Origin of the sequence: Lentzea sp. NPDC051838 (assembly GCF_040681245.1) — a bacterium.
Taxonomy (GTDB): Bacteria; Actinomycetota; Actinomycetes; order Mycobacteriales; family Pseudonocardiaceae; genus Lentzea.
Genome location: NZ_JBFAYI010000006.1, coordinates 18,098 through 40,093, shown reverse-complemented (window position 1 = coordinate 40,093; position 21,996 = coordinate 18,098). Strand labels below are relative to the sequence as shown.

General features: G+C 68.9%; 17 protein-coding genes, 1 tRNA gene and 1 pseudogene. 13 read left to right on the top strand and 6 right to left on the bottom strand.

The features are described 5' to 3' along the window. Nucleotides 1-9: 9 nt before the first annotated feature. Nucleotides 10-1,272 carry a hypothetical protein gene (locus AB0M24_RS16270; RefSeq protein ID WP_363767257.1) on the top strand — a complete coding sequence of 421 codons (1,263 nt, stop codon included), beginning with the start codon at nt 10-12 and terminating at the stop codon, nt 1,270-1,272. Here the strand turns inward: AB0M24_RS16270 and AB0M24_RS16265 are convergent. The 3 genes from AB0M24_RS16265 to AB0M24_RS16255 all read right to left on the bottom strand — a co-directional run bounded on the left by AB0M24_RS16265 (nt 1,176) and on the right by AB0M24_RS16255 (nt 4,434). Further along, a complete protein-coding gene (locus tag AB0M24_RS16265; protein ID WP_363767254.1) occupies nt 1,176-1,781 on the bottom strand; it encodes a TetR/AcrR family transcriptional regulator in 606 nt (201 codons plus the stop codon). The two genes, AB0M24_RS16270 and AB0M24_RS16265, sit on opposite strands and share 97 nt — an antisense overlap. A 27-nt stretch (nt 1,782-1,808) precedes the next feature. Beyond that, entirely contained in the window at nt 1,809-3,158 is a 1,350-nt protein-coding gene (locus tag AB0M24_RS16260; RefSeq protein ID WP_363767251.1) for an AMP-binding protein, read from the bottom strand. Nucleotides 3,159-3,225: 67 nt separating this feature from the next. Next, entirely contained in the window at nt 3,226-4,434 is a 1,209-nt protein-coding gene (locus AB0M24_RS16255) for a transposase (protein WP_363767248.1), read from the bottom strand. A 115-nt stretch (nt 4,435-4,549) separates the two neighbouring features. On the opposite strand from AB0M24_RS16255, the gene lnt reads away from it, so the two are divergent. From lnt to AB0M24_RS16230, 5 genes are all read left to right on the top strand, one after another. Then, nucleotides 4,550-6,097 carry an apolipoprotein N-acyltransferase gene (gene lnt / locus AB0M24_RS16250; RefSeq protein WP_363767245.1) on the top strand — a complete coding sequence of 516 codons (1,548 nt, stop codon included), beginning with the start codon at nt 4,550-4,552 and terminating at the stop codon, nt 6,095-6,097. After that, entirely contained in the window at nt 6,081-6,845 is a 765-nt protein-coding gene (locus tag AB0M24_RS16245; protein ID WP_363767242.1) for a polyprenol monophosphomannose synthase, read from the top strand. Before lnt ends, AB0M24_RS16245 begins: the two co-directional genes overlap by 17 nt. A gap of 241 nt (nt 6,846-7,086) precedes the next feature. Then, nucleotides 7,087-7,875, top strand: a complete 789-nt coding sequence (locus AB0M24_RS16240) for a MerR family transcriptional regulator (protein WP_363767239.1) — start codon at nt 7,087-7,089, stop codon at nt 7,873-7,875. A 10-nt stretch (nt 7,876-7,885) separates the two neighbouring features. Further along, complete coding sequence (locus AB0M24_RS16235) at nt 7,886-8,182, top strand: hypothetical protein (RefSeq protein ID WP_363767236.1); 297 nt, start codon at nt 7,886-7,888, stop codon at nt 8,180-8,182. Continuing rightward, nucleotides 8,179-8,655, top strand: a complete 477-nt coding sequence (locus AB0M24_RS16230) for a TspO/MBR family protein (protein WP_363767234.1) — start codon at nt 8,179-8,181, stop codon at nt 8,653-8,655. The genes AB0M24_RS16235 and AB0M24_RS16230 overlap by 4 nt, the downstream gene beginning before the upstream one ends. Here the strand turns inward: AB0M24_RS16230 and AB0M24_RS16225 are convergent. Both AB0M24_RS16225 and AB0M24_RS16220 read right to left on the bottom strand, forming a co-directional pair. Next, on the bottom strand, nt 8,648-8,923 hold the full coding sequence (locus AB0M24_RS16225) for a hypothetical protein (protein WP_363767231.1): 276 nt from the start codon (nt 8,921-8,923) through the stop codon (nt 8,648-8,650). The genes AB0M24_RS16230 and AB0M24_RS16225 overlap by 8 nt on opposite strands. A gap of 51 nt (nt 8,924-8,974) precedes the next feature. Continuing rightward, on the bottom strand, nt 8,975-11,539 hold the full coding sequence (locus AB0M24_RS16220) for an AAA family ATPase (protein ID WP_363767228.1): 2,565 nt from the start codon (nt 11,537-11,539) through the stop codon (nt 8,975-8,977). 131 nt (nt 11,540-11,670) lie between these two features. Between AB0M24_RS16220 and AB0M24_RS16215 the strand changes: the two genes are divergently transcribed. The 7 genes and pseudogenes from AB0M24_RS16215 to AB0M24_RS16185 all read left to right on the top strand — a co-directional run bounded on the left by AB0M24_RS16215 (nt 11,671) and on the right by AB0M24_RS16185 (nt 21,130). Continuing rightward, a tRNA-Tyr gene (locus AB0M24_RS16215) sits at nt 11,671-11,750 on the top strand. 81 nt (nt 11,751-11,831) lie between these two features. Beyond that, entirely contained in the window at nt 11,832-12,323 is a 492-nt protein-coding gene (locus AB0M24_RS16210; RefSeq protein WP_363767225.1) for a Gmad2 immunoglobulin-like domain-containing protein, read from the top strand. A gap of 37 nt (nt 12,324-12,360) precedes the next feature. Further along, nucleotides 12,361-13,509 (top strand): annotated as a pseudogene (locus AB0M24_RS16205) (MFS transporter); the annotation flags it as partial. A 182-nt stretch (nt 13,510-13,691) separates the two neighbouring features. After that, nucleotides 13,692-19,160, top strand: coding sequence for a carboxyl transferase domain-containing protein (locus AB0M24_RS16200; RefSeq protein ID WP_363767222.1), 5,469 nt, complete (start codon nt 13,692-13,694; stop codon nt 19,158-19,160). Nucleotides 19,161-19,221: 61 nt separating this feature from the next. Continuing rightward, complete coding sequence (locus tag AB0M24_RS16195) at nt 19,222-19,947, top strand: hypothetical protein (protein WP_363767219.1); 726 nt, start codon at nt 19,222-19,224, stop codon at nt 19,945-19,947. Then, a complete protein-coding gene (locus tag AB0M24_RS16190; protein ID WP_363768256.1) occupies nt 19,947-20,657 on the top strand; it encodes a DUF2625 family protein in 711 nt (236 codons plus the stop codon). The genes AB0M24_RS16195 and AB0M24_RS16190 overlap by 1 nt, the downstream gene beginning before the upstream one ends. A gap of 2 nt (nt 20,658-20,659) precedes the next feature. Further along, on the top strand, nt 20,660-21,130 hold the full coding sequence (locus AB0M24_RS16185; protein WP_363767216.1) for a hypothetical protein: 471 nt from the start codon (nt 20,660-20,662) through the stop codon (nt 21,128-21,130). On the opposite strand, the gene AB0M24_RS16180 is transcribed toward AB0M24_RS16185, so the two are convergent. Next, nucleotides 21,099-21,989 (bottom strand): 5'-nucleotidase, encoded by an 891-nt coding sequence (locus AB0M24_RS16180; protein ID WP_363767213.1) that lies wholly within the window; start codon nt 21,987-21,989, stop codon nt 21,099-21,101. The two genes, AB0M24_RS16185 and AB0M24_RS16180, sit on opposite strands and share 32 nt — an antisense overlap. Nucleotides 21,990-21,996 lie beyond the last annotated feature (7 nt).

Genomic DNA, 21,996 nt, shown 5'->3' with positions numbered 1-21,996 from the left:
GAGGCCGAGATGAGCATTGCACTCCTCGTCGACGCGGTCTTCATCGCGGTGTACGTCCCACTGCTGTGGCGCGCTTGGCAGTGGCTTCGGACAAAGGAACTGAATGCGCAACCGTCGCCGTTGCGCAGCGTCACTCTCGCGGAGAGTCCCATTCCGCGGGCGGTGCCGATCGGCGTGCTCGCCATAGCGCACCTCGGTGGCAATCCCGTCGGCTACGGCGCGCTCGGGTTGCTGGGGCTGGTGGCCGGTGAGTCGGCGTGGCGCAACCGCGACCGGTGGGTGCGGGCGCACCTGTGGGCGTTGGGGCGCCTCAGGGTTCCGGCGGCGGTCACAGCTGTCGTGGTGGCGCTGCTGTTGTTCGGCGACACGAGGTCATTGCGGCAGCCCGGGGTCGGGCTCGCTATGTGGATCGCGGCCGTGGCGCTCGGGGCCAGTGTGTGGTTCGTGACGCGGCGGCTGGTGCTGACGTCGTGGCCGCAGAAGACGTGGCGCAGTGCCCGGCCGGAGCTGGGATCGTTGATACGGCTGGGTTTGTGCGTTCTGGTCGGGGCTGTCGGCTGGGTCTACGGGCCGCGGCAACTGACCGGGTACGCGGTGGTGCTCGGCGTCGTGGTGTTCCTCGGGTTGGTGTGGGTCGTCTGGGAGCAAGGGGACGCCGAAGCCGCGCGCAGCAAGCTCGGTGAGGCGAACGAGGCGCGGGTCAAGGCGGCGAACAGGCCGAACCAGGAACACCGGGTCGCGGCCATGCGGGTCGCGCGAACCTTCGCCGTGCTGCCGCTCGTCGCGCTCGGGATCGCTTACGTACCCATGGCTTACGAGCCGGACGGGCAGGGCGTGCCGACGGCGATGCGGGTGCTGGTGCTGACCGCGGTCGCGGTGCTGTTCGGCAACTGGCTGATGGCCCGCAGTGCCAAGGGGCCCTGGCACTCGCCGCATCACTGGTGGTTCACGGCGGCGATCGTCGTCATCACCAGCGGTTCACTCGTCGCGGTCGGTGCGATGGGACGCACGTTGCCGCTCGTGGTGGTGTTCCTGATGTTCGCCGGGCTGCTGCTGAGCGAGGCGCAGCGGTTCGCGGAGACCGTGCCGGTGCCGAAGGGGTTGCTGTTCCTCGGTTTCACGCGCACGCCGGTCGCGCTGCTGCTGACCCTGTGCCTCGCCGTCGGCGGGCTGAGCTATCCGACGGACGCCGTGGAGAGCTGGTCGACGAACCTCAGGCAGGTGGTGCGCATGGCGTCGACCGTCATGGCCTTCGAGCCCGCCAGCACCTGAAGCGCGAGGCCGTCCAGCATGCTCACCATCATGTTCGCCAGCTCCACCGGGTCGCCGGGCGCGTGGATGTCACCGGACGCCTGGCCGTCGCGGAAGATGCTCGCCACGATGTCGCGCCACTCGCCGTAGAAGCGCTCGTTGAGCTCCTGCAGCTCGGGGTTGCGGATCGCCTCGACCCACAGTTCGGCCCAGACCTTCCACGCCTCGACGGTCTCCGCGCCCTCGGGCAGGTACGACTCGACGACCATGCGCAACCGGGACAGCGGCGGCTCGTCCGACTCGAGGATCCAGCGGCGGCGCGTCACCGACAGTTCGAAGCAGTGCTCGAACGCGGCGTCGGTCAGCTCGCGCTTGGTCTCGAAGTAGTAGTGGACCGTTCCGCCGGACACGCCGGCGTCCTTCGCCACGTCGGACACCCGGAGGTGGCGGAAACCCTCTGCCGCGATCACCTTGCAGGTGGACGCGAGGATCTGCGCCTTGCGTTCGGCTTCCACGCTTGGACGGGGCATCCGTCACCTCCTGATTTACTCCGAACCTTACCGAAACAGGGCACGAAGCTTGCGCTTGTCGACCTTTCCCACGTTGGTGAGGGGCAATCGGTCAACGATCGTGACCCCTCTGGGCTGGTAAAGCTCACCCAGTTCGGCGACGACCGAATCACGGATTCTGTCGACATCGACATCCGAGCCGTCGGTGACCAGGAACAGGTGCACCGCTTCGCCGAGCGCCTCGTCCGGCTGCGCGACCGCCGCCGCCTGCCGGATACCGGGAAGCGTGACGAGGAAGTCGTCAAGCAACCGTGAGTAGACGTTGTCCGACGTCCGGCCGGTGACGATCACGTCCTTGCTGCGGTCGTTCAGGTAGAGGTGGCCGTCGTCGTCGAAGTAGCCCATGTCGCCGGTGTTGAACCAGCCGTCGGCCGTTTCGCTCAACGGAGGTTCGCCCCAATAGCCCTCCATCACGAACGGTCCGCGCACCCACACGTCGCCGTCGCGGGTCTCGACCTCCATGAGCGGGTGCGGTTTGCCGACCGTGCGCAAGGTGTCCGGCCGGTCGAGGTCGATCTCGGTGGCGGGCATCATCGTGATGCCCAGCGCCTCGGTCAGGCCGTAGCCCTGGTTGACGACCGGGCCCCACCTCTCGATCGCCTGCCGCAGCCGTCGCGGGGCGAGAGCCGACCCCCCGACCATCACGCTGAACTGCGGGCCCGGGCAGTCGGGGTGGTCGAGGACCTCGTACATCATCGGCGGCACGAAGACGGTCATGGTGACCTGCTCGTCGCGAGCCAGCCTGATGAACGTGTCCGCGTCGAACTTCGACGGGCCCAGCACGAGCTTCGACCCGCTGAGCAGTGCGGCCTTCGCCGTGGAGGCGCCACTGCCGTGGGTGATGAGGGTGTTGCACAGCAAGTTCATCGGAGGCATGGACGCGCGCGGATCCGAAGCGATGTCGCGGTTGGGCCGGTGCACCGCGAGCTTCGGCAGCCCGGTCGTGCCGCCGGTGTAGGAGACGGTCGAGAACTCGGGCGCGGGGGTGCGTTCTTCCGGCTCGCCCGGGAGGTCCTGGAGGTGCCAGCCGTCGATCTGAGTGCCGAACTCCGGGTCGACCACGACGCCCGCGACCTCGGCGCGTTCGACGAGCGCCTTGAGCTCTGCTGGGCCGGGCTCCGGAGGGATGTAGACCAGCCGGCCGCCTAGGAGGTGGACCGCCAGGTTCAGCAGGACCGCCTCGGGGGTGTTGCCGACGTACACACCCACACCGTCGCCAGGTTTGATGCCGCGTTGGACGAGTCCGTCGGCGAGTCGAAACAGCAGGTCGCGGGCCTGTGAGCGGGTCAGCCGGGTGTCGCCGCCGACGATTGCCTCGCGGTGTCCGTCCGTCGACAAGCGTTGCACCACGAGATCGACATAGTTGACGTGCGCCTTGGCCCGAGGACCAGGGTTTCCCGTGCGGTCATACCGCTCCCGGGGTGCTTCCTGATTCATCGCCCACCGCCTTCCTTAAGGGAGGACTTACCGAGGCTCCACAGGCGTTTCGCCTCTCCGCCCGTCCGGCGGCGAGGATGTTTTGAGCCGCGTTGCGGTCTCGGTGATGCCTTGACTTGCACATGGGGCAGGTCCATGTCCTGACGTGCAGCGTCATCGTGTCCGTGATTTGCCCACAACCGGAGCACATCTTCGAACTCGGTCGCCATCGCGACACTTTGTGCACCGTCCGGCCGTACTTCTCCGCTTTCTCTTCCAGCAATCGGACGAACTGCGCCCACCCGGCGTCCGAGATTGCTCGCGCCATCCGATGATTGCCCAGCATTCCCGCTATGTTCAGATCTTCCACGTAGACCGCTTGGTTCTCGCGGATCAGGCGGAAGGCCAGTTTGTGGTGAAGGTCGCGCCTGCAACGAGCCACCCTGCCGTGCTGTCTCGCAATCCTGCGGCAGGACTTCGCACGGTTGGCGCTGCCCTTGGCGCAGCGGGCTTTTTGTCGTTCCAGGCGGGTCAGCTTGCGTTGTTTGCCTGAAATATGTCTTGGGTTCGGGATTTCGGTGTGCTGTGCGTTGGTATTCACCACGGTCGCAAGAACGGCAATGCCGAGGTCGATACCTGCTTCCTGTTCTGTCAGCGGCAGTGGGGTTTGCTCGATCTCGACCACGAAGCTGGCGTAGAAGTGGCCATCTGGTTCCCGAATGATCGTCACCGAGCTGGGGACTGAGGGCAGATCGCGCGACCACCGAACCCGTATGTCTCCCACTTTGGCTATGTACAGCCGACCGTCGGGCCTGATGCTGAAGCCGTTGCGCGTGAGGCGGAACGACTGCCGTGTGGCCTTGCGGGACTTGAATCTCGGCCTGCCGATCTTGCGTCCCCGGCGCTTGCCCTTCATCGAGTCGAAGAAGTTCGTGTAAGCGCGGTGTGCGTCCCGCACGGACTGCACCAGCGCGACCGACGCGACCTCGGTCAGCCAGGACCTGTCGTGGCTGTTCTTCGCTTCGGTGATCACGCGCCGCTGCACATCCGTCGGTGATGGCTTCTCGCCGGCTCGGAATGCTTCGTCTCGGTACCGGATCGCGTCGTTGAACACGACACGGACACACCCGAACGTGCGTGCCAGCATGGCCCGCTGCGCGTCGGTCGGCTCGATCCGATAGCGATACCTGGCTCGCACAACGATGATCGTATTGGGTCCAGGCCGTCCCCTCTTCGCGGGTCGGATCCCGCGTGCAACGGGAAAGCCGGAGGCCATATCTCCTGTGTACTCCCTGGCCTCGTAGGCTGATCGGGTGGTCGCACCCCCCATCGCGCCGGAATCGCCGGAAATGCCCGTCCGCAGGCGCCGGTTGAGCCCTCCGGTGCTGTTGCGCATGGCACTCGCCGTCGGTGGCGGTGTGCTGATCTACCTCAGCTTCCCGCCGCGTCCGCTGTGGTTCCTGGCTCCGGTCGGGTTCGCGCTGCTGGCCTGGACGATTTACGAGCGCAGAGCACGGGCCGGGTTCGGGTACGGCGTGCTGTTCGGGCTCGGGTTCATGGTGCCGCTGCTGCGGTGGACGGGTGAGTTCGTCGGTCTGATCGCGTGGCTGCCGCTGGCTTTGGCGTGCGCGCTGATGATCTCGATCGGCACCACGGCGATGGCGGCGATCTCCCGCGTGCCGGGCTGGCCGTTGTGGGCGGCGTGCCTGTGGGTGGCGGACGAGGCGTTGCGCGGGGTGTTCCCGTTCGGTGGCTTCACCTGGGGCAAGATCGCGTTCGGGCAGCCGGAGGGGTGGTTCCTGCCGCTGGCGTCGCTCGGCGGGGCGCCGCTGGTGTCGTTCGCGGTGGCGCTGACCGGGTTCGGGCTGTTCTGGGTGCTCAAGAACTGGAAGCTCGGGGCGCCGCTGGTCGTGGTGCCGTTGCTCGCGGGGTTCGCGGTGCCGGTCGGGGTGGACGCCTCGGCCGGGACGGTGACGGTCGCGGCGATCCAGGGCAACGTGCCGCGCGCCGGGCTCGACTTCAACTCGCAGCGTCGCGCGGTGCTCGACAACCACGCTCGAAAGACCATGGAGCTCGCCGCCGATGTGGCAGCGGGCAAGGTGAAGCAGCCGGACGTCGTGATCTGGCCGGAGAACTCGTCGGACATCGACCCGTTCCGCAACGTCGACGCCGCCGCGGTGATCGACGCGGCCGCGAAGGCGATCAAGGCGCCGATCGCGGTGGGTGCCGTGGTGGTCGATCGCGGCGACGGGCTGCCGCGCAACCAGGTGGTGCTGTGGGACCCGGAGAAGGGGCCGACCGACACCTACACCAAGCGGAAGCTGCAGCCGTTCGGCGAGACGATGCCGATGCGCTCGTTCTTCCGGCTGTTCTCGTCCACCGTGGACCGTGCCGGTGTGTTCCAGCCCGGTTCGGACCCGGACGGTTTCGTCATGGGGCCCGCGAAGGTCGCACTTGACACATGTTACGAAGTGGCGTTCGACTCAGTCGTCCGCGACTCCGTGAAGGCCGGCGCGACGATCATCGCGATCCCGACGAACAACGCCACGTTCGGCTACACGGAGATGACCTACCAGCAGCTTTCCATGTCACGGGTACGTGCCGTGGAGCACGGCCGGGCGGTGGTCGTGGCGGCCACCTCAGGGGTCAGTGCGATCGTCCAGCCCGACGGTTCCGTCACTCAAAAGACTGGCCTGTTCGTGCCCGATGCCCTGGTCGCGACACTGCCGCTCAGGTCACAGACTACGCTGGCGACTTGGCTAGGAGCCTGGCCCGAGTGGGTGCTGACCGCTGCGGGCCTTGTGGCGTTGGCGCTGGGCTTCACACGACGACGGAAGGACTCGAATGGCGCAGCAGCCTGACCAGGAACTCGGGCAGGTGCTGGTGGTGATCCCGACCTACAACGAGCGGGACAACATCGGAAAGATCGTCAAGAGACTGCACACGGCACTGCCCGACGTGCACGTGCTGGTGGTCGACGACGGCAGCCCCGATGGCACCGGCCAGCTGGCCGACGAGATGGCCGCCGCCGACGACCGCGTCCACGTGATGCACCGCACCGAGAAGGCCGGCCTGGGCGCCGCGTACGTCGCGGGCTTCCAGTGGGCGCTCGACCGCGACTACGGCGTCATCTGCGAGATGGACGCCGACGGCTCGCACGCGCCGGAGCAGCTGCACCGCCTGCTGGACGCGCTGCCTTCCGCGGACCTCGTGCTCGGCTCGCGCTGGGTGCCCGGCGGCGAGGTCGTGAACTGGCCGGCGAAGCGCAAGTTCCTCTCGCTCGGCGGCTCGCTCTACTCGCGACTCGCCCTGGGCGCGTCGATCAGGGACATGACGGGCGGCTACCGGGCGTTCCGCGCGGACACCCTGCGCAAGCTGAACCTCGTCTCGGTCGCCTCCGCCGGCTACTGCTTCCAGATCGACCTGCTGTGGCGGACGCTGGAGCTCGGTTTCCGGGTGCGCGAGGTGCCGATCACGTTCCTGGAGCGCGAGTTCGGCGAGTCGAAGATGAGCGGCAACATCGTCCGCGAGGCGCTGATCCGGGTGACGAAGTGGGGGCTGCGCAGGCGCGGCAACCAGGTGAAGGCGCTGTTCACCGGCAAGAAGTAGGGTTCATCCACCTCGGACCGTCTGATCAGGACGGTCCGAGGTGTTCGGCTCAGGTCTCGTCGCAGGCAACGACGTCGGACTCGGCGTAGTCGATTCCTTCGGGTTCTTCATACACGGAGCCGTCACCGGGGTGAGGGCTGCCGTCCTCCCGCTCTGTCATATCTGAAGCTCGTTCGGGTCGATCCGCACGTTACCCGCGCCGTCGCATTACGATTCAAAATCGTTGCAGCGGAGGTGAGCGGTGGAGTGGAGTGCCGGAGCGGTCGCGCGGATGCTCGGCATCTCGCCGACAACCCTGCGCACCTGGGACCGCCGCTACGGCCTAGGGCCCAGCACGCGCCACGAGGGCAAGCACCGGCGGTACAACGATGACGACGTCGTGCGCCTCAAGCGCATGGTCGAGCTCACCGCGTCGGGTGTCGCGCCCGCGTCGGCCGCCGCCTCGCTGACGTCGTCCGGTGACCCCGACTTCTGGGCTGCGGCCGACGAGCTCGACGCGGCACGAATGCGCCGGGTGGCCGTGGGGCTGATCGCTCGCCACGGCGTCGTGCACACGTGGGACGCGGTGCTGATGCCGTTCCTGGTCGAGCTGGGTGAACGGGTGTCGGCGACGGCCTCCGGGGTCGAGGTCGAGCACGTCGCGAGCCTCAGCATCTCCGACGCGATGAGGGTGTCGGGGGCGGCGGCCGGGGTGCCGTCGGTGCTGCTGGCGTGTGCGCCGGAGGAGCAGCACAGTCTGCCGTTGGACGTGCTCGCTGCTGCCCTTGCCGAGCGGGGCCAAGCGTCGCGGAACCTCGGCGCTCGGGTGCCTGCCACCGCGCTGGTCAGTGCCGTGAAGCGGCTGGCGCCGGAGGTGGTGTTCGTGTGGGCACACGATCGGGTGCACGCGGATCAGGTGCCGTTGGCGGAGCTGGCCGGGACTCACGTGCTGGTGGCGGGCCCAGGTTGGGAGGACGTGCCGCTTTCAGGAGACGTCCAGCGCGTGGGCACGCTCGCCGCTGCGGTTGAAACGATTTTGAATCGAATCTAGACTTCGGGGCATGGGCCTCGCCGACCGGATGATCCGCCTGCTGTGGGCGGTCGGGGGCGAGGAGGTGGCCGAGCGCGTCCTGCGCGCGCACTGGAAGGTGCTGCCGTCCGACGACCCGGCGGGGCGTGCCTTGAGGGGCAGGCTGGTCGAGGCGTTGCGGTGGGAGCTTCCCGGCGTCGCCGACCAGATCCGTCAGGCAGTGCTGGCGGACGAGATCTCCCTGCTCGACGACGCCGAACGCGCGGCCCCGAGTCGCGCGACGGTGCTCGCCATCATCCGCGCTCTGCCATTCGGGAGTTCCTCATGACGACGTTGCCGCTGCGGCACCACCCCGTCCGGGTGCTGTTCGTGTTCATCGTGGCTGTCGTCGTGACCGCCGTGGTCGGATCGCTGTTCTCGATCTCGGCCGGCGACGAGTACCTCGCGCTGCGCCGTCCGGGCTGGGCACCTCCCGCGTGGCTGTTCGGTCTTGTGTGGACGGTGCTGTACGCGATGATCGCGGCGTCCGGGTGGCTGGCGTGGCGGAACGGCGCGTCGCGGGCCGAGCTGACCGTGTTCGGGGTGCAGCTGGTGCTGAACGCGGCGTGGACGCCGTTGTTCTTCGGGCTCGGCTGGTACGGGGTCGCGTTCGCCGAGATCGTGCTGCTGTGGCTCGCGATCGTCGCGGTGGTGGTCGTGTTCTGGTGGCGCAGCAGGGCCGCCGCGCTGCTCCTCGCGCCCTACCTGGCGTGGGTGAGCTTCGCGGCGGCCCTCAACGTGTCGATCGCCGTCCTCAACTGACGGGCACGAACTCCCGCAGCACCTCGTAGCCGGTGACCGCGGGGGCGCCGGCCGGTTCCGGGCCCAGCACACGAGCCAGCACGGGGCCGAGGGTCTCGCGGAAGAAGCGGTCGGCGTGGTCCTTCGTCTCCCACACGGCGATGATCTGGAACTTGCCGTCGGCCTGGCAGGCGTAGCGGGCGCGCAGGCCGTCCGGGACGAGTGCGCCCATCATCTGGTCGAGCTTGTCCAGGGACTGGGTGGGCGGGGTCGCGATGGTGAGCCACATGGTGTTCCTCCTCGGTGCGGTGTGGCTCCAAACCTAGGAAGAACGAGCTGGTCAGCCATCCGCCGGAGTACTCGGACGGGTACTCATCCACGCCGCGATCTGGGTGCGGGTGCTGAAGCCGAGCTTGGTCAGGATGTGCTGGACGTGGTTCTGCGCGGTGCGTTCGGAGATCACCAGCCGCGTGGCGATCTGGCGGTTGGTCAGGCCGTCGGTGACCAGCCGGGCCACCTCGTGCTCGCGGCTGCTCAGCTCGGCCACGGTGAACGCGGTCATGCCCAACGTGCGGATGGCGCGGTCGGCGGCGCGTTGCACGGTGTCGGCGTCACGGCCCAACGCGCGCAACGCGGCCGCGAGATGCCAGCGAGCCTCGGCCGCGAACGCAGCCGCGCCCGCCTGAGACGCCTCGTCCTTGGCGGCGGTCAGGTCCACGACAGCGTCCTCGTACTCACCCAAAGCCAGGCGCCCGCGGCCCAAGGCCAGCGACGCAGGCCCCATGTACGCGACGCCGTTGCCGGCCGCGTGCTCGCCGCGGAACGCCTCCAGGCGCGGCAGGATCTCGGCGAGGTCGTCGAGCAGGCCCAGCCCTGATGTGACGAGCACGGCGTCGACCAGGCCCGGCACCACGAAGAACGCGGGCAGGTCCCAGTCGGCGATCGGGCCGCTGCGGCGGTACCACTCCAGTGCCTCGTCGCGGAAACCCGCGCGCAGCAACAGGAACGCCCGCGTCAGCTTCGACATCAGCCGGAACCGCGGCGGCGGGTCGTGGAAGTGGCGGGCCAGCTCCAAACCGTCCTCGGTCGGGCTCAGATGACACGCCAGACCGCACTGCAACGCGAAGTACGCGCCGGAAGCCGGTTCGCGTTCGATCACCCGCATGCGGTCGTAGGCGTGCCGGCCGACCGAACGCGCCTCATCGAACCGTCCCTGCGCCTGAGCCAGGCAGGCCGTCACGATCTCCAGGTGCCACAACGGAACCGCGCCGCCGACCCGGTCGCAAGCGAGCTTCAAAGCGGGCAGTTCTTCCTGTGCGGCAGCGAGTGAGCCGCTCTCGATCAACGCGTGGATCCGCCACATCGAGCCCCACATGGCACCGCGGGGACTCCTCGTGCGGTGCGCGAGGTCGATCATCTCGGTGGCGAGCCCGAGCCGTTCCGCACGACCGGACGGGCCGGGGCACGCCTCCTGCCGGGCGTGCAGGGCTTCGGCGAGCGCGCGGTCGTCGCCGCTCTGCCGCGCCAGCACCAGGGCTTCGCTGCTCACCGAGTCGAGGCGGTGCTGTTCGCCGCGGTAGAACGCGAGATGGCTGCGCTGGGCGAGCAGCCGCGCGCGGGTCGCGGGACTGACCGGCTGCCGGAGTGCGTTGTCGCACAACGGGGTCGCGACCGCGTTCACCCCGGCGCCCGGTGCGGCTTCGAGCACCAGCGCGGCCTCGGCGAGCTGTTCCGGCGTCGAGGCCAGCTCGGCGGCGCGCTGAGCGGCTTCGACACATCCCGCGAGATCACCCGAGAAGTAAGCCGCGCGGCCCAAGGCAACCTGCACCTCGCAGCTGTCCTGAATGGACGCCGCAGCCCGGTAGAGCCGCACGCCTTCCTCGTAGGCCAGCCGCCGCACCGCGTCCTCGGCCGCGCGGATCGTCCACGCACGCGCCAGTTCTGCTTCCCCGCAAGCACTCCAGTGCCGGGCAACGTCGGCATAGCGCGTGCTGTCGGTCATCGCCGACGCGATCCGGCGGTGGATCGCCCGGCGTTCGGCGGTGGTGAGCGAGGCCTCGACGGCATCGCGGGTCAGCGCGTGCGTGAACCGGTGCCCGGTCGCGTCGATCAACGGCGTGGCCTCGTCCAACGCGGAGATCGGCAGCCCGGAAGCGCTGGCGGCGAGGTCAACGTCGAAGTCGCGACCGATCAACGCGGCTGTGCGCACCAGCTCCCGCGCATCGGACGACAGCCGCGCGAGACGCCCGGTCACGATGTCCCGGACGCTGCGCGGCGGCTGGTCCGGGCGCCAAGTCCCGTCGTCCACCGCACGTGCGATCTCCGTGACGAACAAGGGGTTTCCGCTGGTCAACGACATGACCGCGGCAGCACGCTCAAGGCCGACCAGCTCGGCGACCTCGTCGTGGGACAGGCCGTGCAGGTCGATGCGCAGCACCGCCGAGCGCATGAGATCAGCGACCGCCGGGCACGGGTCGCGGAACGTCGCGAAGATCAGCACCGGCCGCAACTGGGTGGCGAGGTGGGAGAGCACGAGCAACGACGCCTGGTCGGCCCAGTGCACGTCCTCGAGCACGATCACCAGGCCGGGACGGTCCAGCGCGGAAGCGACCGCGTCGAACACCCGGAATCTGTCCTGCGGCACCTCGGCGTCGTGTGCCAGCACCACGTCGGGGTCAGCGCCGACCGCCTTCAGGACCTGCCGCCACGGCCAGAACGCCGGCGCGCCAGACGTTTCGACGCAGTGCCCCCACACGACCTCACGACCCAGCGCGAGCGCATGCCCGGCCAGCTCCTGGGCGAGCCTCGTCTTGCCGATGCCGGGCTCACCGCCGCACAGCACCAGCCCGCCGCTCTCCGCCGCCAGCCACGACCGCGCCATCGCGAGCTCGCGACTCCGCCCCACCACCTTCACGTCCCGGATATCGCCCGCACCCCGGAACACGTTTCGAATAATCGGTTGAGCCAAACCCGTCAGAACCCTCAAGATAGTCACATCACCGCAGCTCAGAGCGGTAGAAAATGCATTTGCACAATGGTGGAGATGGGGCTGTGGAGCCCCGCCCGTCTGTAAAACGGGAGCTCCGGCAAAGGCGGTTCGACTCCGTCCTCCACCACTTGGACGTTGCGCCACCGGGGTGACCCGGGGCAACGCCCCCGTTCCGCCCCACGACATACAGGGGTGGAAGGGGGACTACATGTCCATCGATGTTCAGCAACCGCGCTCGCTCGGCCTCGTCGGCAGCCACGTCCTGATCGGCGGCACCGCGGGCCGAGCGTTCGAGGCGCAGTTCAACTACCGCATCCACGAAGGGCACGACGAGGTCACCGGCGGGTTCATGGCCGGCGACGGCACGGGTGGCCACGGCCAGTTCCAGGTGAGCGTCGACGTGTCCGGTGCGTCGTTCGCGCTCGACCGGCTCTACGTCGAGGTGTTCTGGGTGTCGCCCAAGGACGGCGCCGAGCTCGACAAGATCATCGTGCCGGTGGTGTACGGGCCGCGGATCGTGCCCGGCTACCGCGTCTACCAGGAGTACACGGTCAAGGCCGGCGACACGCTCTGGGGGATCGCCCAGCAGTTCTACGGCAACGGCAACCTCTACACCCGGTTGGTCCGCGCGAACCCGCACATCATCACGAACCCCAACGTGATCCACCCCGGGGATGTGATCCGAGTTCCGCAATCCTGATCAACAGACGCTCTGGGCCGACCGCGAGTTCGGGAAGCTCTGGCTCGCCAGGGTGATCTCGACCGCCGGGTCCGCGGTGTCGGGCGTCGCGCTGCCCGTCCTCATGTACTCGCTCACCGGCAGCGCCGTGCACACGGCAGCACTCGCGGCACTGACCGCCGCGCCGTACCTCGTGTTCGGGCTGCTCGCGGGCGCGCTCGTGGATCGCATGCACCGGCGCACGGTCATGGTCGTCACGGACCTCGTCAGCGCCGGGCTCCTCGCGAGCGTGCCCGTGGCGGCGGCCGCCGACGCACTCAAGCCACTGCACCTGCTGCTCGTCGCCGGGGGAGTGGCGAGCGTGAACGTGTGGTTCGACGCGGCCAACTTCGGCGCCGTGCCCGCGCTCGTCGGCTGCGAGAACCTCATCAAGGCGAACAGCGCGATCTGGAGCGCCTCCACCGCCGTGCACATCGCGGCCCCGTCCGCGGCCGGAGTCCTCATCGCGGCCATCGGCCCGGCCGGGACGATGGCTCTCGACGCGCTCAGTTTCGCTGTTTCCGCCGTGCTCGTCCGAATGATCCTGAGGCCGCTGAACCAGGCCCCGGAACCGCGAATCTCCCTCAAAGCGGACATCCGGGAGGGACTGGAGTTCCTCTGGAGGGAACCCACAGTCCGGCTCTTCACCGCCTTGGGGGTCGGTCAGGCGATCGCGGGCGGCGCGGTGTCCGGTCTGATCGTCGTCTACGCCTTCCGCGTCTTCGCCGCCCCGGAACAGGTCGGAGTGCTGTTCAGCGCGCTGGCCGCCGGGTCGTTCGCCGCGACCGTCCTGATGCCCAAGATCAGCGAAGCGTGCCCGCCCCGTCGAGTGACGACATCAGGACTGTCCGCAGGGGTCGGTGTGCTCGCGCTGCTGGCCGGAGTGGACCTGTGGTGGCTCGCCGTGGCCTGCACCGCGCTGTGGGGCCTGACCTCGACGATCGTGATCGTCAACGGGCTCACCGTGCGTCAGCTCGCGACGCCCGACCGGCTACAGGGGAGGGTCAACCTGGCCGGACGCATGGTGACCTTCGGAATCGGGCAGCCCACGGGGGCGCTGGCCGGGGGAGTTCTGGCCGACGCGCTGTCGGTGCGGGCCGCTTTGGTCATCACAGCGCTACCGCTCGTGTTCGCCGCGTTGTTCGGGTGGTCGCGGGTGAAGCCGTGAGTTGGGCCACGGGCTCAAGTGATCCTGTGCCGAGGACCTGGTTGCTTGTTGGTTTCATACAAAGCACGCTGCTCAACTCGCTTCGATCTAGCGGTTTTCCTACCGGGTAGTAGACGAGAGTGTGTACATCGATTGAGCGGCGACTGCCGCTGAGGTTTGTGCGTCCGCGAGGAGTCAAGTCGTTGTTCAGTCGTGTAGCGATCGTCAACCGCGGGGAAGCCGCAATGCGGCTGATCCACGCCGTCCGTGAGCTCGCCGCCGAGTCAGGGGAACGGATCGAGACCGTCGCCCTGTACACCGATGTGGACAAGTCGGCGCCCTTCGTGAGGGAAGCCGACCTCGCCTACAACCTCGGCCTGGCGGCTGACCGTCCGTACCTCAACCTGAAGGTGCTGGAGCAGGCCCTCGTCGACACGAAGGCCGACGCCGCGTGGGTCGGCTGGGGCTTCGTCGCCGAGATCCCCGAGTTCGCCGAGCTGTGCGAGAAGGTCGGCGTCACGTTCGTCGGCCCGTCCGCCGAGGCCATGCGCAAGCTCGGTGACAAGATCGGCTCGAAGCTGATCGCCGAGGAGGTCGGCGTTCCCGTCGCGCCGTGGTCGCGCGGTGCCGTCGAGAACCTCGAGCACGCGTTGAAGGTGGCCGAGGAGGTCACCTACCCGTTGATGCTGAAGGCGACCGCCGGTGGTGGTGGCCGCGGCATCCGCAAGATCACCTCTCCCGAGGAGATGGAAGAGAACTTCGACCGCACCAGCCAGGAGGCCGCGCGCGCGTTCGGCTCCGGCGTGATGTTCCTGGAGCGCCTGGTCACCGGCGCCCGGCACGTCGAGGTGCAGGTCATCGCCGACGGCCAGGGCACGGCGTGGGCGCTCGGCGTCCGCGACTGCTCGGTGCAGCGGCGCAACCAGAAGATCATCGAGGAGTCGGCGTCCTGCGTGCTGGAGCCGTCGCAGGTCGACGACCTCAAGGCGTCGGCCGAGCGGCTCGCGAACGCCGTCGGCTACCGCGGCGCGTGCACCGTCGAGTTCCTCTACCACCCCGGTGAGAAGCTCTTCGCGTTCCTGGAGGTCAACACCCGCCTGCAGGTCGAGCACCCGATCACCGAGATCACCACGGGCTTCGACCTGGTCAAGGCACAGCTGCACGTCGCGGGTGGCGGCAAGCTGGAAGGCGCGAAGCCGGTCGAGCAGGGCCACGCCGTCGAGGCCCGCCTGAACGCCGAGGACCCTGACCGCGACTTCGCGCCGTGCCCCGGCACGATCGTTCGGCTGGAGTTGCCCGCCGGTCCCGGTATCCGCGTCGACACCGGTGTGGCCGAGGGCTCGCAGATCCCGTCCGACTTCGACTCGATGATCGCGAAGATCATCGCGTACGGCCGCGACCGCGACGAGGCGCTCGGCAAGCTGCGCCGTGCCATGGCCGAGACGACCGTGATCATCGAGGGCGGCACGACGAACAAGAGCTTCGTCCTCGATCTGCTGGACGAGCCCGCTGTCATCGACGGCTCGGCCGACACGTCGTGGATCGACCGCGTCCGCGCCGACGGTGGCCTGATCTCGCACCGCCACTCCGCGATCGCCCTCGCCGCCGCCGGTATCGAGGTGTACGAGGACGAGGAGCAGATCAACCGCACCGAGCTGCTGGCGTCCTCCCGTGGTGGCCAGCCGCGCACGAACCACGAGGGCGCGGTCAAGCTGGAGTTCGTGCTGCGCGGCCAGCCGTACATCGTCAACGTGGCCCGCGTCGGTTCCGCGAAGTACCGCGTCGGTGTGTCGGCTGCCGACTCCGACGTGGTGCTGACCGGTGACGTCGACGTCGAGCGGTTCGACCACCACGTCGGCACGATCACGGTCAACGGCACGCGGTTCCGCGTCGTCACCGGCACGTCCGGCCCGGTCCACCAGGTCGAGGTCGACGGCGTCACCCACCGCGTCACCCGTGACGAGGGCGGTGTCCTGCGCTCGCCGATGCCCGCGCTGGTCGTCGCGACTCCGCTGGAGGTCGGCGCCGAGGTCGAGGCCGGCGCTCCGGTGCTGGTGCTCGAGGCGATGAAGATGGAGACGGTGCTGCGCGCGCCGTTCCGCGCTCGGCTGAAGGAGCTCAACGTCGTCGTCGGCACCCAGGTGCCCGCCGGTGGCGCGTTGCTGAAGCTGGAGGAGATCGAGGACGCCGACGGCGCCGTCGAGGAGCAGAAGTCCGAGTCCACTGTGGAGCTCGAACTGCCCGCGCCGCGCACCGACGTGCTGCCCGAGGAGCTCGTCACGCGGGGTCTCGACGACCTGCGGAACCTGTTGCTGGGCTTCGACACCACGGCCGCCGACACCGAGCGCGTGCTGTCGAACTACATGGGTGCGCGGCACGACCTGCTGGAGCGGCCCCTCGTCGCCGAGGCTCGCTTGCTCGCGATCTTCGCCGACCTGTGCGACCTGTCGCGCAACCGTCCGGCCGGTGAGGAAACCAAGCCGGAGAACCACATCCACTCTCCGCGCGAGCACTTCCACACCTATCTGAAGACGCTGGACGCGGACCGCGCGGCGCTGCCGGAGGGCTTCCGGGCCCGTCTGCAGAACGTGATCGGCCACTACGGCATCACCGAGCTCGACCGGACGCCGGAGCTGGAGCAGGCCGTCTTCCGGATCTTCGTGGCGCTGCGCCGCGGCGTGTTCGACGCGGCCGTCGCGACGACCCTGCTGCGCCAGTGGGTGCAGGAGGCGCCGCCGGTCGAGTCCGAGCAGGTACAGGTCGGCCTGGTGCTGGAGCACATCGTCGCCGCGACGCAGGTCCGCTACCCGGCGGTCGCCGACCTGGCTCGCAGCGTCGTGTTCACGTGGTTCGCGCAGCCGTTGGTGCGCCGCAACCGCGCCCGCGTGCACAGCGAGGTCCGCAAGCACCTGATCCACCTGGACGCGCAGCCCCAGGCCGCTGACCGCGAGGAGCGGATCGCGGCGATGGTGGCGTCCGCGGAACCGCTGGTGCGTCTGCTCGGACAGCGGATCGGCAAGCCCGGCGCGGACAACACCCCGTTGCTGGAGGTGCTGGCCCGCCGCTACTACACCAAGAAGGCGCTGGAGAACCCGCGCGTCAAGGGTGCGTTCTTCGTCGCGGAGAACGCGCCGGAGAAGACGCGTCTCGTGTCGACCGCGGTGGAGTTCCCTTCGCTGCCGGGCGCCGTCGGCGAGATCGTCTCGTACGCCAACGGAAACGCGGTCGTCGCGGACCTCTACGTCAACTGGGTCGACGGCCCGTCCGACCAGGACGAGATGGCCGCCGGTCTGGGCGCCGCCCTGGCCGCGCACCAGCTGCCGCCGACGATCACCCGCATCACCACCACGGTGGCGGGCCGTCGCGGCGAGTCGATGCACCACCACTTCACGTTCCGCCCGTCGTCCAACGGGTTCGCCGAGGAGAGGCTGGTGCGCGGGCTGCACCCGCGCATCGCCGAACGCATGCAGCTGGAGCGGTTGCGGGAGTTCGACCTCACGCGTCTGCCCTCTGTGGACGAAGACGTCTACCTGTTCCGCGCGGTCGCCAAGGCGAACAAGTCCGACGAGCGTTTGGTCGCTCTCGGCCAGGTTCGCGACCTGACGCCGTTGCGCGACGACGACGGCAGGATCGTCGCCCTGCCTGCCGCCGAGGACGTGCTGGCGACCTGTCTGGACGGTATTCGCCGGGCACGTGCGCAGGCCGGTGGCCGGACGCGCCTGGCCACCAACCGGGTCGTGCTGTACGCGTGGCCGCCCACCGAGCTGGGGTCGAAGGACCTCGACGCGGTCGGTTCCCGTGTGCTGCCCACGACCACCGGCCTGGACCTGGAAGAGGTCCTGTTCCTGGCGCGGCGCAAGGACCCCGTCTCCGGTGAGCTCACCGACATCGGTGTGCGCATCGCGAACGACGCGGGCGCCGGCGTCTCGTTCTCGTTCGTGCAGCCGCCGACCGAGCCGATCCAGCCGCTCGACGACTACCGCCAGAACGTCCTGCGCGCCCAGTCGCGGGGCACGATCTACCCGTACGAGCTGGTCGACATGCTCGTCGGCGACGGCGGGTCCTTCGTGGAGCACGACCTGGTCGACGGCGCGCTGGTGCCGGTCGACCGTCCGCGTGGTGGCAACAAGGCGGGCATCGTCGTCGGTGTCGTGACGACGCCCACCCCGGCGTACCCCGAGGGCATGAAGCGCGTCGTGCTGCTGGGCGACCCGACGAAGTCTCTCGGTGCTCTGGCCGAGCCCGAGTGCTCTCGAGTGATCCACGCTCTGGACCTCGCATCGGAGCTTTCCGTTCCGCTGGAATGGTTCTCGCTCTCGTCCGGCGCGAAGATCTCGATGAGCTCCGGTGTCGAGAACATGGACTGGGTCGCGGCGGCGCTGAAGCGGGTCGTCGAGTTCACCCAGGCCGGTGGCGAGATCAACATCGTGGTCAACGGCATCAACGTCGGCGCCCAGCCGTACTGGAACGCCGAAGCCACGATGCTGATGCACTGCAAGGGCATCCTGGTCATGACGCCGGACTCGGCGATGGTGCTGACCGGCAAGCAGGCGCTGGACTTCTCCGGCGGTGTCTCCGCCGAGGACAACTACGGCATCGGTGGCTACGACCGCGTCATGGGCCCGAACGGCCAGGCGCAGTACTGGGCACCCAACCTGCGGTCTGCTTTTGATGTTTTGCTGGCTCACTACGAGCACAGCTACATCGCGCCCGGTGAGCCCGGCCCGCGTCGGGTGTCCACTTCGGACCCGTCGTCTCGCGATGTCTCGTCGTACCCGCACGTCGTCGGCGACAGCCCGTTCATGACGGTCGGCGAGATCTTCTCGATCGAGTCGAACCCGGACCGCAAGAAGCCGTTCGACATCCGCACGGTGATGCGCGCGCTGTCCGACCAGGACCACGACGTCCTGGAGCGCTGGGCGGGCATGGCCGACGCCGACACCGCGGTCGTCCAGGACGTGCACCTCGGCGGCATCCCGGTGACGTTGCTGGGCATCGAGTCGCGCGGCGTCTCCCGCACCGGCTTCCCGCCCACCGACGGCCCGGACACCTACACCGCCGGCACGCTGTTCCCGAAGTCGTCGAAGAAGGCGGCCCGCGCGATCAACGCGGCCTCGGGCAACCGGCCACTCGTCGTCCTGGCGAACCTGTCGGGCTTCGACGGCTCGCCCGAGTCGATGCGCGAGCTCCAGCTGGAGTACGGCGCGGAGATCGGCCGCGCGATCGTCAACTTCTCCGGCCCGATCGTGTTCACCGTGATCTCGCGCTACCACGGCGGCGCGTTCGTGGTCTTCTCGAAGGCCCTGAACCCGTCCATGACCGTGCTGGCCGTCGAAGGCTCCTTCGCCTCGGTCATCGGCGGCGCCCCCGCCGCGGCCGTGGTGTTCGCCCGCGAGGTCGACGGCCGCACGGCCAACGACCCGCGCGTGAAGAAGCTGGAGACCTCGGTGTCCGAGGCTCTTGGTGCCGAACGCGCGGCGCTCACCGCCGAGCTCGCCTCGACGCGTCAGGCCGTGCGGACCGAGAAGCTGAACGAGATGGCCGCGGAGTTCGACCGCGTCCACAGCGTGCAGCGCGCGGTCGAGGTCGGGTCGGTGGACGCGATCATCTCGGCTGCCGAGCTGCGGCCGGCGATCATCGCGGCGATCGAGAACGGCCTCGCCCGTTCGTAACCTCTAGGGTTGAGCCCGGTCGCCCCGCGTTGGGGCGGCCGGGCTTCTTCCTGGGGGAACCGTGAACGACGCGCTGGCCGACATACTCGACCGCCAAGCAGCCGAGTCCGAATCCGAGCAGCTGCTCGGAGCGCTGGTCGACCACGGGGTGTTCGTTCCCGTGCACGCCAACGGGTCCGTGGTGTTCCTCAAGGGCTCGGACGACGAGCCTGTCCTGCCCGGCTTCGTCAGCGAAGCGTGCTGCGCCGACAAGCTGCCGGACGCGGCCGGATCCGTGCACTGCGACGCCCTGCGCCTGGTGGACATCACGCAGCAGACGGGCGTCGGTGGCCTGGCCCTGCACTCGGATCACGGCTGGGCGCGCGTGCCCACCCCGCTGCTGCTCCACACGTTGCGTCAGCGAGGCCTGCGGGGCGCGGGACAGGAGCTCCTGCTGCGCCCGACCACCCACCCGGTGGCTCTGGCCCTGCGAGAGGCCCTGGGGCGCCGTCTTCCCGAGTTCCCGGCGATCCGGGCGGTCTGGGTGTCGCAGGCGCGATGGCGCGACACCGGAGCGGAGCACCTGATGCTGCACCTGGCCGTGGACGAGCCGCTTCCGTCGGCATCGGGGGAGCGGCTGATGGAGGTCCTGCTCGCTGAGGTGCCGCTCGGTGACGAGGCCCCTCAGCTGGGCACACTCGCCCTCAACGTCGCCACCCACGCCGACTCGATCGCCGAGCTGGACGCGTTGGAACTGGATCCGGTGAGGGCGCCCCAACAGCGGCCCAAGCGGTGGTGGCGCCGGTGATGCGCGACCTCACCGAACTCGTCGACGTCGACGAGCCGGGCTGGCCCGTGGTGGTGGAGGCGCTGGCCGAGGGGGATCACGCCGCACTGCCGCCGGACTCGGAGGCCTGCCGCGCGACGCTGCTGCAGTTGCAGGTGACAGCGCGGTCGTTGCTGGGCGCCGTGACGCTGAACAGCGGTGGGCTGTTGCTGCACCACGGCTGGCTGCGCGTCTACGGCGGATCGGGTGCCGACCTGCCGAGCCTGGCCGAGGTGAACGGGTTCCCCGCGGATCCCGACCCGTCGTGGGCGCCACAGGCGGGATTGGTCCTCGCTCATGACGTGCTCGGCGGTGCGTTCGCCTTGAACGGCATGGACTGCGCGTCGTACGGGCGGCCGGGTGAGCCGGGCCAGGTCGTCTACTTCGCGCCGGACTCGCTGGAGTGGGAGACCTTCGACGGCGGGCACAGCGCGTGGCTCATGTGGATGCTGGAGGGCGGCCTGGAGGAGTACTACTCCACCGTGTTCTGGCCGACCTGGCGGGACGAGGTGGCACAACTCGGCCTGCGCGACGTGATCACCATGTTCCCGCCGCTGTTCTCCAAGGAGGGCGCGGAGGACGTCGCAGGCACCACGCGCAGCGCCGTCTCGATGCGGGAGCAGCTCGCCTTCCAAGCGGACTTCGCGGGCCAGTTCGGTTTGCCCGATCCAGGACCGCTCGGGAAGGTGTGAGGGTGGACGACTGGAAACAGGACCGGATCGGGTCGTCGTTGCGCGGCCTGAACCCCACCGTGCTGCGGCGCCTCAACGCGGGCTTCGCGGCCATCGGTGACGTGCAGTTCCTACCGGGCTACTGCGTCCTGCTGGTCGACACACCGAACGTCGAGCGCCTCACCAACCTGCCCAAACGCCGCCGCCTGGAATTCCTGGCAGACCTGGAACTCCTCGGCGAGGCGGTCGAACGCGTCTGCGCCCGCCGCGACGAGGGGTTCCGGCGGGTCAACCTGGAGATCCTCGGCAACACCGACCCCTACCTGCACGCCCACGTCTGGCCGCGCTACGACTGGGAACCGCCGGAGATCGTCAGCCGCCCGGTGTGGCTCTACCCGCAGGAACGCTGGTCCGACCCGAAGACCGTGCTCGGGCCTGAGCACGACGACCTGAGGTCTGAGCTCACCGCGGAGATCGACCTTCTGCGTTCGTGACGCCGAACGGGATGTGCACGCACGGCACGGTCTGGATCAGGTGCCCCCGCTGGTCGTCGAAGAAGATGTGCGGCTTCAACACGTCGAGGATCGGCGCTTTCTTCAACCCGCCCAGGAAGAACGCGTCGTTCACCGTCAGCCCCCAGGCCTTGATGCTGTTGATCGCGCGCTCGTGGGCAGGAGCGCTTCGAGCCGTCACCACCGATACCCGCACCTGATCCTCCGCCACCCGCTGAATCCTGTTGATCCCCGCGAGGAAGTTCCGCAACGGCCCGGGATCCAGAGGCGTCACCACGTTCAAAGCCTCGTGCCGCTGGAACTGGTCGAGGCCACCGGACTGGTAGATCCGCTCGGCCGCGTCGTCCGCCAGCACCCCGTCGAAGTCGAACGCGATCCGCAACGCCGGATCGTCGTCGTCCTGAAAGGACGACTGCATCACCTGCCCGGCGGGCAGTCCGGCGGCCGTGGCCTTGCGCACGTCGTTTTCGTGCGCTGACAGGAACAACGACATGTTCAGCGCGGGCATGTACTCGTGCGGCGCGCGTCCCTCGGTGAAGATCGCTCGCGTGATCGGCAGCGAGTGATGAGCCGCCGACCGCAGGATTCGCAGCCCGGTGTCGGGGGAGTTGCGGGACAGCACGATCACCTCGACCAGCGGTCCCAGCGAGTTCAGCCCCAGCAGCCGGCGGATGAACGGGAACGCGACGCCGGGCGCGAACGGCTCGTCGAGGTGCAACGACTGAAACGCGCGGTAAGCCTCCTCGCCCTCGGACGAGAACACGGCGTCGGACGCGGACAGGTCGAACAGCGCGCTCGACGCGACGCCTACGACCAGCACGTTCTCCAGGCTGGGTGCCATGTCACAG